Source organism: Spongiactinospora sp. 9N601 (assembly GCF_044326295.1).
GTDB lineage: Bacteria > Actinomycetota > Actinomycetes > Streptosporangiales > Streptosporangiaceae > Spongiactinospora > Spongiactinospora gelatinilytica.
This window is the reverse complement of the sequence record NZ_JBIRBB010000009.1, coordinates 291,976-308,864: the sequence shown is the minus strand read 5'-3', so window position 1 is coordinate 308,864 and position 16,889 is coordinate 291,976. Positions and strand designations below refer to the sequence as shown.

Sequence of the window (16,889 nt, the reverse complement as noted above, 5' to 3'; positions counted from 1 at the left end):
CGTTCCTTCCAAGCTATTAGGTTAGGCTAACCTAATTCGCGATCCTAACCGCTTTCCCGCCACGCCCGCCACAGCCGGGCGTACCGGCCCCCCGAGGCGACCAGTTCCTCGTGCGTGCCCTGCTCCACGACGCGCCCCGCGTCCAGTACGGCGATCCGGTCGGCGGCCATCGCCTGGGTCAGCCGGTGCGCCACGAACAGCGCGGTACGGCCCCGGCACGCGGCCAGCGTGGCCCGTTCCAGCTCGGCGGCGCCCTGGCTGCCCGCCTCCGCCGTCGATTCGTCCAGCACCACCACCGGCGCCCGGCCCAGGATCAGCCGGGCCAGGGCGAGCTGGGCGACCTTGGTGCCGTCCAGGCGTTCGCCGCCCTCGCCGACCATGGTGTCCAGCCCGTCGGGCAGCGCCGCGACCCAGGTGCCGGCCCCGGCGACGCGCAGCGCGTCCATCAGCTCGGCGTCGGTCGCGTGCGGCGCGGCCAGCCGCAGGTCATCGGCGAGCGGACCGGCGAACACATGGGTCTCCTGCGTCAGGATGCCCACCAGGACCCGCGCCCCGGCCTCGTCCAGGTCGGCGATGGGCGTCGGGCCGATGCGGATCGAGCCGGTCTGCGGGGTGCCGATGCCCGCGATCAGCGTGGCCAGCGTGGTCTTGCCCGCGCCCGTGGCCCCGACCAGCGCGAGCGAGCCGCCCGCGGGGATCTCCAGATCGACGTCGTGCAGGACCGGCCGCTCGGAGTCGGGGTAGCCGAAGGTCAGCCCCTCGACCGTCACCGGGTACGGCCCGGTGTCCGTGGGCGCGACGCTGCCGACCAGCCGTGCCTCGGTGGGCTCGCGTACCACCCCGACCAGCCGGGTCAGGCTCGCCCCGGACTTCTGCGCCTCGTCGAAGGTGAACATGATCAGGCCCAGCGGGCCGAACAGCCGGTGGAACAGCAGCGGGGCCGCCGCGACCTCGCCCAGGCTCGCCGCACCGGCCTCCAGCAGCGCGTACCCGACCACGATGATGAGCACCAGCCCGATGAACTCGGCGCGGTTCTCCCGGCCGACGAACCGGCCGAAGAAACGGAACACCTCGATGCCGAGGTCGCGCACCCGCCAGGACTCGCGGGTGACCTTCTCCCGGAAGGCCCCCTCAAGGCGGTAGGCCCGCACGGTGCCGATCCCGTTCAGGCCGCTGATCAGCGCCTGCGCGCGGTCGGCCTGGGCCTCCCGCTGCCTGCGGTACAGCGGCGCGGACCGGGGCAGGTACCAGCGCAGGGCCAGCGCGTACGCGGGCAGCGCGCCCGCCCCCGCCAGGCCGAGCCGCCAGTCCAGCCCGAACATGCCGGCGGTGGCGATGGCGACCAGCACCGCCGAGGAGAACAACATGGGGATCGCCTTCTGGATGCCCCTGGACACCACGGCCACGTCGTCGCCCACCCGGGACAGCACGTCACCGGCCCCGACCTGCTCGATCCGCGCGCTGGGCATGCCCAGCACCGCCCGGACCGCGGCCTCGCGCAGCCTGGCGAGCAGGTCCGCGCCCAGCTTCCCGATCAGGTACGTGGCCGCGGCGGTGGCCGCCGCGCCGAGCAGCGCGGCCACCACCAGCAGCGCGCCGATCGTGACCAGGATCGAATGCGGTTCGCGCGCCACCACGCCGTCCACCACCCGGCCGAGCAGGAACACCGGCACGACCTGGAGCGCCGCCCCGGCGACCGAGGTGAGGACGGTCGCGGTGGTCAGCCACGGCACCTCGCGGCAGTGTGCCGCGACCCACCGCGCGGCCTCGCGGCCGGTGGCGGTGCGCAGCGTGGCCGGGGCGGGGGGCGGCTGCATGGTCAGCTTGCCGACTTGACGAGCTCGTCGATGGCGTACGGCAGGGAGAGCAGCGTGCTCTGCGACATGGCCGCGCCGATCGCCGGGCCCTCGCTGTCCAGCAGGTACGAGACCTTGCCCGCCTTGACCGCGGCCAGGTTGGCGAACAGCTTGAAGTTCTTCAGCGCGTCCTGGTCGGCCTTGTCGGCGATGACGAAGATGCGATCGACGTCCACCAGGTCGATGCGCTCGGGGGACAGCACGGTGTAGAACTTGCCGCCGGCGATCTTGTCGATCTCCGTGGCGCCCTTGAAGCCGATCCCCGACACCAGGCGTCCGCGCACGTCGGTGGTGGTGAAGGGGGCGACGGAGTTCTTGTACCAGGACACCGCGACGGCGGTCTGGTCGGCGAACTCGGGGTGCGCCTCGGCGGCGGCCTTCAGCTTGGCGTCGATGTCGGCCACCAGCTTGGCGCCCTCGTCGGCCTTGCCCAGCGCCTTGGCGATGTGCAGCGCGTTGTCCTGCCAGGGCGCGCTGAACGGCTCGGCCTCGCCCTTGGTGCGGCCCACCGTCGGGGCGATCTTGGACAGCCGGTCGTAGGCGGCCTGGTCGATCTCGGAGTAGACCGCGATGATCAGGTCGGGGCGCAGCGCGGCGATCTTCTCGTAGTTGGGGCCCGAGTCGCCGTTGGTCATGATGACCTCGGGGCGGGTGTCCCCCCACTTGTCCTTCACCCAGGGCCACTGGGTGTTGATGTCGGGGGTCTTGCCGGGCGGGTTGGGGTACTGGTCGACCATGCCGACCGGCTTCACGCCGAACGCCAGGATGGCCTGGTCGTCGGTGTAGCCGACGGACACGACCCGCTCCGGGGCCTTGGTGATCTCGGTGGACCCGAACGCGTGCTCAACGGTGACCGGGAACGCGCCACCGGGGGTGGCGGCCGGAGTGGCCTTTCCGCTCGGCTGAGCGGTGGTGGAACCAGAGCCGGAACCGCACCCCGCGAGCAGGCCCGCGCCGAGCGTCGCGACGGACAGTGCCACCGCGACCCGCCGCACGGCCTTCGCGACTGTCGTTCGTTGGAGAAGCATCCGGAATCCCTTGCTTTAGTGCGTTTCGCTGCGAACCCTACTGAGGGCAGGCAAACCGTAACACGCTGACATTAGGTAAGGCTAACCTTACTTTTACTGGAAGGCGTGTGTGCGGCCGATCGGCACGATCAGCGGCCGGTCGCTCACCGGATCGTCGATCACCCTGGCCCGCAGCCCGAACGCCTCGTGCAGCAGTTCGGCGGTGATCACCTCACGCGGATGCCCCTGCGCCAGGATCGACCCCGACCGCATCACGATCAGGTTGTCGCTGTAGCGCGTGGCCAGGTTGAGGTCGTGCAGCACCATGACCACCGTGCAGCCCGACTCGTGCAGGTCGTCCACCAGGTCGATCACTTCGAGCGCGTGGGCCAGGTCCAGGTAGGTGGTCGGCTCGTCCAGTAGCAGCAGGTCGGTGCCCTGGGCCAGGGTCATCGAGATCCACACGCGCTGGCGCTGCCCGCCGGACAGCGCGTCGATCGGGCGGTCGGCGAGGTCGGACACCCCGGTCATGGCCAGCGCGCGCTCGACCACGGCGGCGTCGTCGGACGACCACTGCCGCAGCCAGCTCTGGTGCGGATGGCGGCCCCGGGCGACCAGGTCGGCCACGGTCAGCCCCTCGGGGGCGACGGGGGCCTGCGGGAGCAGGCCGAGCTTCTTGGCGACGTCTTTGGTCTTGAGTTTGACGATGTCCTGGCCGTCCAGCACCACCGTGCCCTTGGCCGGCTTGAGCAGCCGGGAAAGCGTGCGCAGCAAGGTGGACTTGCCGCAGCCGTTGGGGCCGATTATCGTCGTGATCACCCCCGGCGGGATCACCACGTCGAGGTCGTCGATGACGGGCCGGCCGCCGTACCCGACGGTGATGCCTTCGGCCGCCAGCGGCGCTACGTCGGCGATGTGTTGAACGGTCACGCCTACCCACTCTACTTAGGCAAGCCTAGCCTTCACATCCCCCTCTTCAGGTTCGCGCGTACCAGCAGGTAGACGAGGAACGGGCCGCCGATCGCGGCGGTGACCACGCCGACCGGGAGGGTGATCGGCAGCGCCGTACGCGCCACCAGGTCAGAGCCGATCAGCAGCAGCGCGCCGACCAGCCCGGAGGCCACCAGCGGCGGCGTCGGGTACCGCACCAGGCGCATCGCCACCTGCGGCGCCACCAGCGCCACGAACGGGACCGGGCCCGCCGCGCTCACCGCCACACCGGCCAGCAGCACCGCGCTGAGCAGCAGGACCGCCCGCACCATCGAGTACCGCACCCCCAGCCCGGCCGCGATGTCGTCGCCGAAGTGCATCGGCCGCAACTGGAACGAGACGTACCCGACGACGGCCATCAGGGCGAGCGTGCCCCACAAAGCGATCCAGACCTCGCCCCACGACCTGCTGTCCAGCGAGCCGACCAGCCACGCCTGGGCCCGCGCCACGTCCCGGATGTCGGCCGTGACCAGCAGCCAGACCGTGATCGCCTCCATCACCGCGCTCACCGAGATGCCGATCAGGATGAGCCGCAGGCCGTCGATCCCGCGCCGCCACGCCAGGAAGTACACCAGCAGCCCTGTGCCGAGACCGCCCGCGAGCGCCGCCGCCGGCAGCCCCACGGAGGTGGTGATCGCCGCGGCGGCCCCGCCCGACACCGTCACCAGGAAGGCCGCGACCGCGCCCGCGCCACCGGTGATCCCCAGCACGTCGGGGCTGGCCAGCGCGTTGCGCGCGACGGACTGCGTGATCGCCCCGGACACCCCGAGGGCCACGCCCACCACGAGCCCGGCGAGCGCGCGCGGCATCCGCAGATCCATGATCACGAACTCGTCCACCCGCTCGCCCCGCCCGAACAGCGTGGCGATCACCTGGGGCAGCCCGATCGGGAAGTCCCCGACCGCGATGGACAGGCAGAACACCAGGAACGCCGCCCCCGCCAGCAGCAGCGTGACCAGCACCATCCAGGGCCGCCACACGAACGACGCGCGCCCGAGCCGCACACCGGGGGCCATCTTCGTCTCGCTCATGCGTTCTTGAACTTTCCGCGCCACACCAGCACCGCGAAGAACGGCGCACCGGCCAGAGCCACGACCACGCCCGCCTGCAACTCGCCCGGCCGGGTCACCACGCGCCCCACGATGTCACAGACCAGCAGGACCAGCGCGCCGAGCAGCCCGGCGTACGGCACCAGCCAGCGGTAGTCCGGCCCGGTGAGGTACCGGGCGACGTGGGTCACCATGAGGCCGAGGAACGCGATCGGCCCGCACGCCGCCGTCGCCGCGCCCGCCAGCAGGGTGATCGCGACGACGCCCATGGTCCGGCTGAGGCCGATCTTCACGCCCAGCCCGCGCGCCACGTCATCGCCCAGGTTGAGCAGGTTGATGGCGGGGAGCATGATCAGCGCCAGCGCCAGCCCGATGGCGATGAACACGGTCGCCGGCCAGATGGTGTCGAACCCGACGCCCGCCACGGAGCCCGCCTTCCAGAAGCGCAGCGCGTTCAGCGACGCCTTGTCCGACAGCGCGACCGCCGTGGTCATGGCGGCCAGGAACACCGTGACGCCCTGCCCGGTCAGCGCGAGCGTCAGCGGGCTGCCCGCCCCCCGGCCGATGCTCGCCAGCCCGAACACGATGACCCCGGCGACCGCCGCCCCCACGAAGGCGAACCAGACGTACTGGAACGGACTGGCGAGCCCGAACAGCAGGATCATCGTCACCACGGCGAACGACGCCCCCGCGTTCACCCCGAGTAACCCGGTGTCGGCGATCGGGTTGCGGGTGAACCCCTGGATCAGCGCCCCGCTGATCCCCAGGGCGATGCCCGCCACGACCGCGAGCACGGTCCGCGGCACCCGCACGGTCTGCACGATGAGCGTGATCTCGGTGAGCCGCTGGTCCGCGCCCGGCTCGCCGAACAGCCCCTGCCACACCTCCGCCGGGCTCAGCGCCCGCGCGCCGACGGCCAGCGACAGCGCCGCGGCGAGCAGCAGCCCCGCCACCAGCGCGCCCGCGCCCACGACCCGCCGCCGGTGAGCAGCCGTGGCCCCGGGGGCGGGGCGCTTCTCCACAGTCGTGCCCATGGCGAGGTACGTTATCCCTTTGGTACCACTGGGGGCATGAGGGACACCTTCGCCAGGTTCGGGCTCGGCGGCGAGCCTGGCAGCGACGCGTTCTGGGCGGCGGCGCGGACACCGGCGGCGGTGCCCCACGGTGACGGCGGCTGGGCCGCATTGTTCCTGTGGCGGGGTCCGGCGGCGGAGATCGTCTTCGAGAGCTGGTCGGAGCCGGTGCCGATGCGCCGGTGGGGCGGCACGGACTGCTGGTACGCCGAGGTGGCCATGCCCGCCGGGCTGCGGGTGACGTACCAGATCCGCACCGGCGACGCAGCGTACGCCGACCCGTTCAACCCGGTGGGCGCGGGCGGGGACCGGTCCATCGCGGCGGTCCCGGACGCGCCCGCCCAGCCGTACTGGCCCGCGGCCGGCCCCGCCGACGTGCTGCCGCTGCCCGAGGTCCGGCTGCGCTGGGCGAGCGAGCGGCTCGGCGGACGCCGTACCGTGCGGGTCCACCCGGCGGGCGGCGGCGGGCCGGTGGTCCTGCTGCTCGACGGCGATGACTGGCTGCACCTGCACCCGGCCATGACCGCGTTCGACGCGGCCGTCGCCGACGACGCGCTGCCCCCGGTCACGCTGGTCTTCCTGCCCGCCAGGGACCGCGAGGCCGAGTTCGGCTGCGCGCCCGCGCTGTGGACGGCGATCAGGGACGAACTGCTGCCGCTGCTGGCCGGTACCGGCGTGCCCGCCGACCCCGGCCGGCTGGTGGCCGCCGGGCAGAGCCTCGGCGGGCTGAGCGCGATGTACGCGGCGCTCGCGTTCCCCGGCCTGCTGTCGGGCATCGCCTGCCAGTCAGGGTCGTTCTGGTGGACGCCCGGCGCGGCGGGCCTGCCGGACCCGATGGGCGGCCCGACCGGCGGTGCCATCGCCGCCTACCTGCGGGAACGCCGCCCGGACCTGTCGGGGCTGCGCGCCGCCTTCGACGTCGGCGCGCACGAGCGGCGGATGCTGCCGCACTGCGAGGCGGTCGAGTCGCTGACCGGGCGGGCCGGGGCGACCGTGCGGGTGTCGCGGTCGGCGGCGGGCCACGACCGGGCGAGCTGGCGGCACGCCCTGCTCAGGGACGTGGCCTGGGCGCTCGGACTGGAAGCCCGGAACTAATTAGGTTAGGCTCACCTAATTCGATGTGCCGGGCCTTAACTTCGTCCACCATTGAGGAGAACAGCGATGCGGGTCGTCATGTTCGGCTACCAGACCTGGGGACATCGCACTCTCGCGGCGCTACTGGGCTCCGAGCACGAGGTGGTGCTGGCGGTCACCCACCCCCGGAGCGACCACGCGTACGAGAAGATCTGGGACGACTCGGTGGCCGACCTGGCGCAGGCGCACGGCGTACCGACCGTGATCCGCAACCGCCCCGACGACGACCTCCTGCGCACCCTCAAGGACCTCGCCCCGGACCTGATCGTCGCCAACAACTGGCGCACCTGGATCCCGCCGGAATTCCTCGCCCTCCCCCGCCGCGGCATCCTCAACGTCCACGACTCGCTGCTGCCGGCCTACGCGGGCTTCTCCCCGCTGATCTGGGCGCTCATCAACGGCGAGAAAGAGGTCGGCGTCACCGCCCACATGATGAACGCCGAACTCGACGCCGGCGACATCGTGGTCCAGCGCGCCATTCCGGTCGGCCCCCGCGACACCACGACCGACCTTTTCCACCGCACCGTCGATCTCATCGCCCCGATCGTCACCGAGGCCCTTTCCCTCATCGCCTCCGGCCGTACCGACTGGACCCCCCAGGACCGTTCCAAGGCCAGCTTCTTCCATAAACGCGCGGAAGAGGACGGGAACATCGACTGGACCTGGCCCGCCGAGGACATCGAACGCCTGGTACGCGCCCAGTCCGACCCCTACCCCAACGCCTTCACCTACTACCGCGGCCGGCGCATCCGCATTCTTTCCGCCTCCGTCTCCCAGGGCGTCTACGGCGGCACCCCCGGCCGCGTCTTCATCCGCGAGGGCGCCGGCGTGGTCATCGTCGCGGGCGCCGAAGCCCGCCGAGGCCGCAGCCACGGCCTGGTGATCGAACGCGTCCGCACCGACGACGACACCGATCTCCCCGCCACCGAGGTGTTCACCACAATGGGCGGTTACCTTTCCCGCCACCCATGACCCGAATGCGGGTTGAAATAATTCCGTCGCGGCGGCCACGTCGCGGGACGGGTCGTCCTCGACGAACAGCACGCATTGCAGGCGCTGCGCCTGCCCAGGCACACCGCCGCGGACGACGGCATCTACGAACGCGACGATGAGCTGAATTCCATTTCAGCGTCATTCGACCGCGTGCGCAGAAGGGCCGGGACCGTGATCGTGATAGAGGGTCCGGCGGAGATCGGAAAATCCGAACTGCTGGCGCGCGTGTACGGAGAACGCCGTGTACAGGATCACGCCCCTGACGACCCGTGGCAACCTGCTCGACCAGACGACGACGTTCTACGGCGGCCGGGATCAGCAGCGGCTGTTCGCCGGCACGGTGGCGTTCGCGCGGGTGCCGCTCGGCCTGCCGCACACCGGGCCAGGCTCGGTGATCGGCCTGACCGAGGCCCTGTACCAGCTCCTGATCAATGCCACCGAACCTGAGCACGGAGAGAAGGCGCTGCTGCCGGCCGTCGGTGACGCGCACTGGCTGGACGAGGAGTCGCTGAGCCGGCTGGAGTTCCTCTGCGCGAACCTGCCCGTGCTGCCCGCCATGGTGGTGCTCACCTGCCGCCCGGACGCCGCCACGCTCCTGGGCGAGCTGCGCGGTGCCCTGACGCGCTGAGCGGTAGACGAAGCCGGAATCGTTCGGTTGTTCGGCGCGGGTGGCAGGTTCCCGGCGCGGCCGGTGGAATAGGTATCGGCTGATGCACGCACCCGCTTTGGGATGGTGGTTCGGATGGCGGCGCAGGCCATGGGCATGGAGGAAGAGGGCGGCGAACGGCGCGCGGTGGCCCGGCGCCGGGCGCAGGGCGGCATCCGGAACTGGGCCCGGCAGGTGGGCCACGGTGCCGCACGGGTGGCTCCGCGGGCACTGCTGCTCGGCATGTGCGCGAGCGCTCTGGCGCCACTGGCCGTGGCGGGCGAGGAACTACTGATCGTGAGCACCGGGATTCTGGGGTCGGTGGGCGCCAACCTGCTAAGCGACATGCTGGGCAGCGCCTTGCAGGCGGCGCGCGAACGCAGCGGACAGGTGACGCCACCGATGTTCGTGGTCGAAGGCGAGCTCGCCGCCGGGCTGGAGGCGGCGCTACGGACCGGTGACCGCCGCGCGGAGGAGGTGACCGGCCAGCTAGCCCGCGTGCTCACGGAGGTGGACGCCGCCCGCGTGGTGCTGGAGGAGGCGGTACGAGCGGGCGACGCGCACCTGGCCGAGCGCCTGGCACTGGGGTTCGCCGAGCTGGGCGGGGCGGTGGGCGGTTTCGCTCCGCTGCTGGACCAGCTCGGCCTGGCGGCCGAGGAGATCCAGCGGACGCTGGGACGTCAGGACGCCGAGCACCGCCACGACCGGCACCGCATCGACCAGCAACTGATGCTGCTCGGCCTGCTGCGCGAGCAGGTCCAGGCCCTGCACGACCGCCTGGAGCCGCCGGTCACAGGCGAAGGGCGGAGCCTGCCGGGCGGCGGGGAGGCGCCGTGGCTCGCAGGGTGCCCCTACCAGGGGCTGCTGCCGTTCGGCCCCGAGCACGCGACGGTGTTCCATGGCCGTGGGCAGGCCACGGTACGTCTGGCCGCGATGCTGGCCGCGCGGGTACACGATCCCGGGCTGGTTCTGCTGACCGGCGCGTCTGGGGCGGGAAAGTCGTCCTTGCTGCGGGCCGGGCTGCTCCCCGGCCTGCCGCGCGGGCTGCTGCCCGGTGTGCCCGCCGCGCGCCACTGGCCGTACTTGGTGTTCACCCCGGCTGTACGGCCGCTGCGGGAGCTGGCCGTACAACTCGCGGTGCGCTGCGGGGCCGAGCCCGGCCGGGTGTGGGAGCAGCTCGCGCGAGATCCGTGGTCGGCCGCGGAACACGCTCGGGACGTACTGGTGGCCGACGCGGTACGGCGGGCGGAGCAGGGCGCGCCCCCCGCGCCGGACCCGAGGCGATTACTGGTGGTGGTCGACCAGTTCGAGGAGGCGTTCTCTCGCCCCATCGGCGAGGAGGCGGAGAATGGCGAGGAGCAGGCGCAGTTCGTGGCGGCGTTGCAGGCGATCGCCACGCTGCCGGTGAGCCGGGGCGGCGACCCGGCGGGCGTGGTGCTCGTGGCGGTGCGCGGAGACTATGTCGACCGGTGCGCCATCCATCCCGAACTGGCGCAGGCGCTTGAGGAACGTGCCCACGTACTGGGGCCGATGTCCCCCCAAGAGCTGCACCGGGCCATCACCGGCCCGGCCGCCGCCGCCCGCGTCCCGCTGGAGGCGGGGCTGGCCGAGCAGATCCTGGCGGAGCTGGCCGGTCGCGAACGCCACAGGCTGGAGGTGGGCGCCCTGCCGCTGTTGTCGCAGGCGATGGTGCGCACCTGGGACAACCGCGAAGCCGGCCGGATGACCCGGCGCGGCTATGACCTTGCCGGGGGGATCGCCTCGGCTGTGGAGGCCACCGCCGAGGACGCCTACGCCGGCCTCACCCCCAGCGAGCGGCACGCGGCCAGGACGCTCCTGCTGCGGCTGACCGCGACCCAGGAGGACGGTCAGCACGTGCGCCGGCGGATCCCGCGCGAGGAGGCGATCCACGGGCTCGCGCCCGGCAGGGTCCGCGACACAGAGAAAGTGCTGGAGGTCTTCACCGGGCAGCGCCTCGTGGTAGTCGGCGACCGGACAATGGAACTGGCCCACGACGTCCTGGTGGCGGGCTGGCCGAGGCTGCGCGGCTGGCTGGAGGAGGGCCAGGCCGACCGGGTGCTCTACGGCCAAGTGGTCGAGGACGCCGCCGAATGGCAGGCCAATGGCCGTGACCCCGCCTATCTGTACAAGGGGACGCGCCTGGCCCTTGCCCAGAAGGCGGGTCTCGTGTGGCGAGAAGCCCCGCAGCACTTCGCGCCGCTTCCGGCCGCGGCGGCGGAGTTCCTCCAGGCCGGTGCACGAGCCGAGGCACGGGCGGGGCGCCGGCGGCGGTGGACCGCAGCCAGCCTCGTCGTACTCTCGATCGTGGCGCTGTCGGCAGCGGGAGCAGCGATCATGAACGCGAGCGCCGCCGAATCCCGTCGTCAGGAGACGCTGTCGCGGTTGCTGTCGGCCCGCGGCGACCTGCTGCGGGGACAAGATCCGATCTTGTCGGGGCTGCTGGCCGCGGAGGGCTGGCGGCACGCCCATACCGATGAGGCCCGCTACAGCATGATCGCGGCGCTGACCACTCCGGCGAATCGGGTCCTGAACGGCCACACTGACGGGTTCTCGGCGATCACCTTCAGCCCGGATGGCGCGATGGTGGCGACCGGGGGATTCGATGGAACGGTCCGGCTCTTCGACACTGCCAGCGGCCGGCCGCAAGGAACGCTCACCGGGCACGCCGGAGGCGCCTGGCCGGTCGTCTTCAGCCCGGACGGCACCCGGCTGGCCACTGGCGACGGCGACGGCGAGCGCGACGGAGTGGTCCGAATCTGGGACGTGGCCACCCGGCGGCGGGTGGCCGGGCCGCTCACCGGTCACCGCGGCGACCTGCACGCCCTCGCCTTCAACGCGGACGGCACCCGGTTGACCAGCGTCGACCAACACCAGGGCAGCCGGATATGGGACACCCGGACGTGGCGAGCGATCGATCGCCGGGCCGGGGGCCTGCGTACCGGGATCGACCCGGCCGCCGTCCTCAGTCCGGACGGGAAGACGCTGGCGGTCGGGATCGGCACCACCGGCACGCTCGGCACCTGGCAACTTTGGGATCACCGGCACCGCCGGGCGCTGGGGCCGCCGCTGGAGGTGGAGGGCGTGGTGTTCAACCGGCGCGGCACGCGGTTGCTCACCTGGAAGGACGACTACGAGCATGGTCAGGGAATCATCCGCGTCCACGATGTCGCCACCCGGCGCCCGATCGGCGGCGCCCTGAAGCTGCCAGGCGACGTGGCGTCGGTGGCGTTCGCCCCCGACGGGCGGGCCTTCGCCGTCGGCGGAAGTGACGGCTCGATACGGATGTTCGACCTGCGCACTCACGCTCCCAGCGGAGCCATCCTACGCGGGCACACCGGGGGCGTCGCCGACATGGCGTTCAGCGCCGACGGCCGCCACCTGGTCAGCAACAGCGATGACAACACCGCGCGGATCTGGGACATCGGGCAATGGCGGCAGATCAGCAGGACCGTCCTGCCGAAATCGGTGGGCGGAAGAATCGCCACCCTGAGCCGGGACGGCAAAAGCCTGGCCGTCGCGGAGCATCAACTCTACGACGATGCAGGCCGTCTCCCTACAGTCCAACGCGTGTTCGATATCGCGACCGGCCGGCTGAAGAACCGCCCGTTCCGGCTCGATGACCTCGGTGGTGTACCGAACGCCGCCGCGATCAGCTCGGACGGCAGATATCTGGCGCTCGCCGCATTCGTCTACAACGCCACGCAGCGCTCCGACGGCGATGGATTGGAGGTCATCGACCTATGGGACCGGAAAGTAGTCGACGATCTGCACGACCGGGAGAACGCGTTCACCTCGGCCGCCTTCAGCCCGGACGGGCGGACGCTCGCCGCCGGCGGGTCGGCGCTCACGCTGTGGGAGAGTGCGACGATGCGCCGGATCGCCACCGTGACCGGCTCGGCGGGCCACGACGTCCTGACCTTCGGCGCCGACGGCAAGACCCTGCTGACGGTGGAGCACAACAGCGCGGATGTAGGAACCATCCACGCCTGGGACGCCAGGACCTGGCGACGGACCGGCAACCCCTTCGCACATCCGGGCCATGTCAGCGCGGCGGCGCTCAGTTCCGCCGGCGACTACCTGGCCACCAGCGACGACAATGGCGTCATACGTCTGTGGGACACCGCAACCCGCCGGGAGATCCCCACCCCGCTCACCAACGACGAATCGGAGCCTCCGGTGGCCCTGGCGTTCAGCGCGGACACGACCACCCTCACCTCGACCACCCGAGACGGAATCACGCAGACGTGGCGGCTTCGGCCTCCTCATGATCCATATACCGAGATATGCGCCTTGGCCGGCCGTTCTCTGACCGCACAAGAGCATGCCCAGTACATACCTGCGGGTGAAGCCTTCACGGCGACCTGTTCCTGAACCGTGGAACACGAAGTGAGGAACGGGCGTCGGCGTGGCCGGTAGCGGCCAGGCGCCGAGGTGCGGCGATGCTTGAAACCCCTGTTTCTGAACCTCTGAAATGGATGTACACGCTACGAAGATCGTCGAAATACTCCGGGACGCCACAACGAGGTATCGGAACGCACCAGGATAGTGGTGTAATGAACAAGAAAGCGGCGCCGGATCGGCGGATCCGGCAATGCGGGGGCCTCGTGGTTATCTCTTCGTGAAGGAGCCCGGCGGTGTTGGGCTGAGCCGATGACATAGGGGAGCGATCGATCGGCATATCCATCCGCCCAAAGGATCACTTCGGCACGTTGGGGAGAGGTAGCCATGACACTTCGTCTGCTGGGGCCGCTTGAGTTCATCGCGCAAGGTCGCTCGCTCAATATAGGTGGTTTCCGGCAGCAGGTGATCCTGGCGGTGCTCGGCCTCAACCACGGCAAGGTGACCACCGTCGATCAGTTGATCCGGGCGGTCTGGGACGAGGAGGCGCCGCAGTCCGCGCGTGGGCAGATCCAGGTGTGCATGTCCAATATCCGCAAGCTGTTCGCCGAGGCGGGGCTGCCCGGGGCGATCCGTACGCTGAGCGCCGGATACTGCCTGCAACTGGACGCGGAGCACGTGGACACTTTGATGTTCGACGCCAAGCTCGACCTCGCCAAGCGGCAGATGGAGACCGGCGACCCGGCGGAGGCGGTGGGGACGCTGCGCGTCGCGCTCGCGCTGTGGCGCGGGCCGGCGCTGGCCGGGCTGGAGAGCGGCCTGGTACGCCGGGCCGCGGCGGCGCTCGACGAGAGGCGCACGGCGGCCATCGAGGAGCTGATCCGATTACAGCTCAAGCTCGGCCTGCACGAAGGGCTCACCGCCGAGCTGGGCCCGCTGGTGGCCGAGTACGAGCTGCGCGAGAAGCTGCACGGCTATCTGATGCTGGCGCTCTACCGGTCCGGCCGGCAGGCCGAGGCGCTGGAGGCGTACCAGCGCGCCCGGGCCATCCTGATCGAGGAGATCGGCGTGGAGCCCGGCCAGGAGTTGCAGGCCCTCCACCAGGCCATCCTCACCCGTGATCCGTCTCTCGACCTCCCGCAGCCGGCCAGGCAGGAGCCGATCGAGACGCCCCCGCAGCCCGAGGCCGCCAAGGACTTCCAGGTCTGGGCCTCCCCCTGGCAGTTGCCCGCCAGCATCGCCGACTTCACCGGCCGCGCCGGGCAGATCGCCGAGATCAAAGAGCTGCTCACCCGCGGGCCCGGCGCGCAGGCGGCCGACTACGCGGTCCCGATCGTGGCGATCTCCGGCCGGGGCGGCGTCGGCAAATCCAGCCTGGCCATCCGGGTGGCGCACGAGCTGTATCAGGAGTTCCCCGACGGGGCGCTGTACGCCCAGTTGGAGGGCCCGGTGAGCGCCGAGCGGACCTACCGGCAGCTCGCCCGTTTCCTGCGCGCGCTCGGCGTCGCGGGCAACGCCATCCCCGAGAGCCTGGAGGAACGCGTCGAGCTGTACCGCAGCACGCTGGCCGCGCGCCGGGTGCTCGTGCTGCTCGACGACGCCGTGAACGAGGAGCAGGTACGCCCGCTGCTGCCGGGCAGCTCGACCTGCGCGGTGATCATCACCAGCCGGCACGGGCTGACCGGCCTGCCGGGGGCCTACCACATCGGCATCGACGCGTTCGCCCCGGACGAGTCGGTGGAGATGCTGACGAAGATCCTCGGCGTCAAGCGGGTCACCGCCGAAGAGGGCGCGGTCACCGAGCTGTACCAGATGTGCGACGGCCTGCCGCTGGCGCTGCGCATCGCCGGGGCGCGGCTGGCCTCCCGCCGGACCTGGCGGATCGGGCGGCTGGTCGAGCGGCTGCGCAACGAGGTGCGGCGGCTGGACGAGCTGGAGCACCGCGGCTGGGAGCTGCGCTCCAGCATCGGGATGACCTACCACAGCCTGGACGAGGCGGCCAAGCGGCTGGTCCGGCTGCTGGCCCTGATCCAGGCCCCGGACGTACCGTCGTGGACGGCCTCCGCGCTGCTCGACATCGACCTGATGCGCGCGGAAGACGTGCTGGAACGCCTGGTCGACGCGCATGTGCTGGAGTCGGTGGACTACCGCAACGCCCGGGTGCTGCGCTACCGCTTCCACGACCTGGTGCGCGTCTACGCCCGGGAGAAGCTCGCCGAGACCGACGGCGGCGAGGCCCGCGCCAAGGCCCTGGAACGCGTGCTCGGCATGTGGCTGGCCCTGGCGCAGGAGGCGCACCGGCAGGAGTACGGCGGCGACTTCACCATCATCCACGGCCGCGCGGCCCGCTGGCGGCCCCCGGACGCGGAGCCGGCCGACCTGATGGGCTCGCCCATGGACTGGTGGGACAGCGAGCGGGCGGCGCTGGTGGCCGCGGTACGGCAGGCGGCCGACGCCGGGCTCGACGAACTGGCCTGGGAGCTGGCCCTCACCTGCGTGACGCTGTTCGAGGCCAAGGCGTACTTCGACGACTGGTACGTGGTCACCCGGGCCGCCCTGGACGCGGTGCTCAAGGCGGGCAACGTCACCGGCATCGCGGCCATGACGTACTCGATGGGCACGCTGCACATGTCCCAGGGACGGCTGGCCGAGGCCGAGAAGAACTTCCGCACCGCGCTGGAACTGTTCGAGTCGGTCGGCAACGACCACGGTTACGCGCTCGTCCTGCGCAACTACGCCAACGTGGACGGGCTGCGCGGCGACAGGGAGCAGATGATCGCCAAGTACGACCGGGCGCTGGACCTGCTGGAACGGGTCGGCGACCGGATCGGGGCGGCGCACGTGATGCGCACCCGGGCCAAGCACTGGCTGCCGCTCGGCGAGACCGACCGGGCGCAGAAGCTGCTTGAGGAGGCGCTGCGGATCTGCCGCGAGCAGGGCTGCGTCCGGGTCGAGGCCCAGGTGCTGCACACGTACGCCGAGCTGCACGTCATGACCGGCGAGCTGGAGCAGGCCCGGCACGAGCTCGACCGGGTGCTGCGCGTCGTACGCGACAGCGGCGACCGGCTGGGCGAGGCGCACGCGCTGTACGGCCTCGGCATGGTCCGCCTGCGCGAGGGCCGGCTGGACAGCGCCGAGACCACCATGGCGCACGCCATCGAGCTGGCCAGGAACATGCGCGAACGCCTGATCGAGGGCAAGGCCCTCTACTCCCTCGGCGAGATCGCGCTGGCCAGGGGCAACGCCGCCCAGGCCAACCGGCACATCGTGGCGGCCAGGCGGACCTTCCTGGAACTCGGCTCGACCGTGTGGGCGGCCAAGGCCGCGCTGCTGCTGTCCGACTCCTACGTCACCGGCGGCGATCTCACCCTGGCCCGCCTGGAGCTGAACGACGCCATCGACTTTCTGACCGCGGACGGCTCGCCGGAGGCGCGCGGCATGCTGAACGAGGTGAGCAAGGTGAAATCCGTGCTCCCGGTGGACGGCTGACCGGAAGCACGGACCGCGTACCGAGCCCGTCCGTCTTCTTTCCAGAATTTCCAGGGTTTCCAGAATTTCCAGGGTTACCAGGATTTACCAGTGGGTATCCGCGGGGACGGTGGTGGTGTCGCCCGAAGTGCCGCCCCAGTGCGTGTCGGCGGAGGCGGCCTGCGCCGGCACGAGGGCGGCGAAGGCGGCGCAGGACAGGGCGGTCACGAATATGGCGGCGGTCCTGTGAATGGTCATCGCTGCATCCTCCCGAGGTCGTTCACTGCTTGATGCCTGTATTCGACCGCCTGCCG

General features: G+C 71.4%; 11 protein-coding genes. 5 read left to right on the top strand and 6 right to left on the bottom strand.

The features are described 5' to 3' along the window. Nucleotides 1-44 precede the first annotated feature (44 nt). The 5 genes from ACH34R_RS23575 to ACH34R_RS23555 all read right to left on the bottom strand — a co-directional run bounded on the left by ACH34R_RS23575 (nucleotide 45) and on the right by ACH34R_RS23555 (nucleotide 5,936). On the bottom strand, nucleotides 45-1,817 hold the full coding sequence (locus ACH34R_RS23575; protein WP_397563671.1) for an ABC transporter ATP-binding protein: 1,773 nt from the start codon (nucleotides 1,815-1,817) through the stop codon (nucleotides 45-47). A gap of 2 nt (nucleotides 1,818-1,819) precedes the next feature. Further along, on the bottom strand, nucleotides 1,820-2,884 hold the full coding sequence (locus ACH34R_RS23570; RefSeq protein WP_397563670.1) for an iron-siderophore ABC transporter substrate-binding protein: 1,065 nt from the start codon (nucleotides 2,882-2,884) through the stop codon (nucleotides 1,820-1,822). A 93-nt stretch (nucleotides 2,885-2,977) separates the two neighbouring features. After that, the gene (locus ACH34R_RS23565; protein ID WP_397563669.1) at nucleotides 2,978-3,793 is read right to left on the bottom strand and encodes an ABC transporter ATP-binding protein; all 816 of its coding nucleotides are present in this window, start codon (nucleotides 3,791-3,793) and stop codon (nucleotides 2,978-2,980) included. 32 nt (nucleotides 3,794-3,825) lie between these two features. Then, nucleotides 3,826-4,884 carry a FecCD family ABC transporter permease gene (locus ACH34R_RS23560; protein WP_397563668.1) on the bottom strand — a complete coding sequence of 353 codons (1,059 nt, stop codon included), beginning with the start codon at nucleotides 4,882-4,884 and terminating at the stop codon, nucleotides 3,826-3,828. Then, entirely contained in the window at nucleotides 4,881-5,936 is a 1,056-nt protein-coding gene (locus ACH34R_RS23555; RefSeq protein ID WP_397563667.1) for a FecCD family ABC transporter permease, read from the bottom strand. The genes ACH34R_RS23560 and ACH34R_RS23555 overlap by 4 nt, the downstream gene beginning before the upstream one ends. Nucleotides 5,937-5,972: 36 nt before the next feature. Here ACH34R_RS23555 and ACH34R_RS23550 point away from each other — a divergent pair, with 36 nt between their 5' ends. The 5 genes from ACH34R_RS23550 to ACH34R_RS23530 all read left to right on the top strand — a co-directional run bounded on the left by ACH34R_RS23550 (nucleotide 5,973) and on the right by ACH34R_RS23530 (nucleotide 16,596). Continuing rightward, on the top strand, nucleotides 5,973-7,070 hold the full coding sequence (locus ACH34R_RS23550; RefSeq protein WP_397563666.1) for an alpha/beta hydrolase-fold protein: 1,098 nt from the start codon (nucleotides 5,973-5,975) through the stop codon (nucleotides 7,068-7,070). A 66-nt stretch (nucleotides 7,071-7,136) separates the two neighbouring features. Beyond that, nucleotides 7,137-8,081: a methionyl-tRNA formyltransferase gene (locus tag ACH34R_RS23545; protein WP_397563665.1), complete on the top strand. Its 945-nt coding sequence runs from the start codon at nucleotides 7,137-7,139 to the stop codon at nucleotides 8,079-8,081. A 262-nt stretch (nucleotides 8,082-8,343) separates the two neighbouring features. Next, nucleotides 8,344-8,730 (top strand): hypothetical protein, encoded by a 387-nt coding sequence (locus ACH34R_RS23540; protein WP_397563664.1) that lies wholly within the window; start codon nucleotides 8,344-8,346, stop codon nucleotides 8,728-8,730. A 114-nt stretch (nucleotides 8,731-8,844) separates the two neighbouring features. Continuing rightward, a complete protein-coding gene (locus ACH34R_RS23535) occupies nucleotides 8,845-13,140 on the top strand; it encodes a hypothetical protein (RefSeq protein ID WP_397563663.1) in 4,296 nt (1,431 codons plus the stop codon). 354 nt (nucleotides 13,141-13,494) lie between these two features. Beyond that, on the top strand, nucleotides 13,495-16,596 hold the full coding sequence (locus ACH34R_RS23530; RefSeq protein ID WP_397563662.1) for a BTAD domain-containing putative transcriptional regulator: 3,102 nt from the start codon (nucleotides 13,495-13,497) through the stop codon (nucleotides 16,594-16,596). An 84-nt stretch (nucleotides 16,597-16,680) separates the two neighbouring features. On the opposite strand, the gene ACH34R_RS23525 is transcribed toward ACH34R_RS23530, so the two are convergent. Further along, on the bottom strand, nucleotides 16,681-16,833 hold the full coding sequence (locus tag ACH34R_RS23525) for a hypothetical protein (protein WP_397563661.1): 153 nt from the start codon (nucleotides 16,831-16,833) through the stop codon (nucleotides 16,681-16,683). Nucleotides 16,834-16,889: the final 56 nt, after the last annotated feature.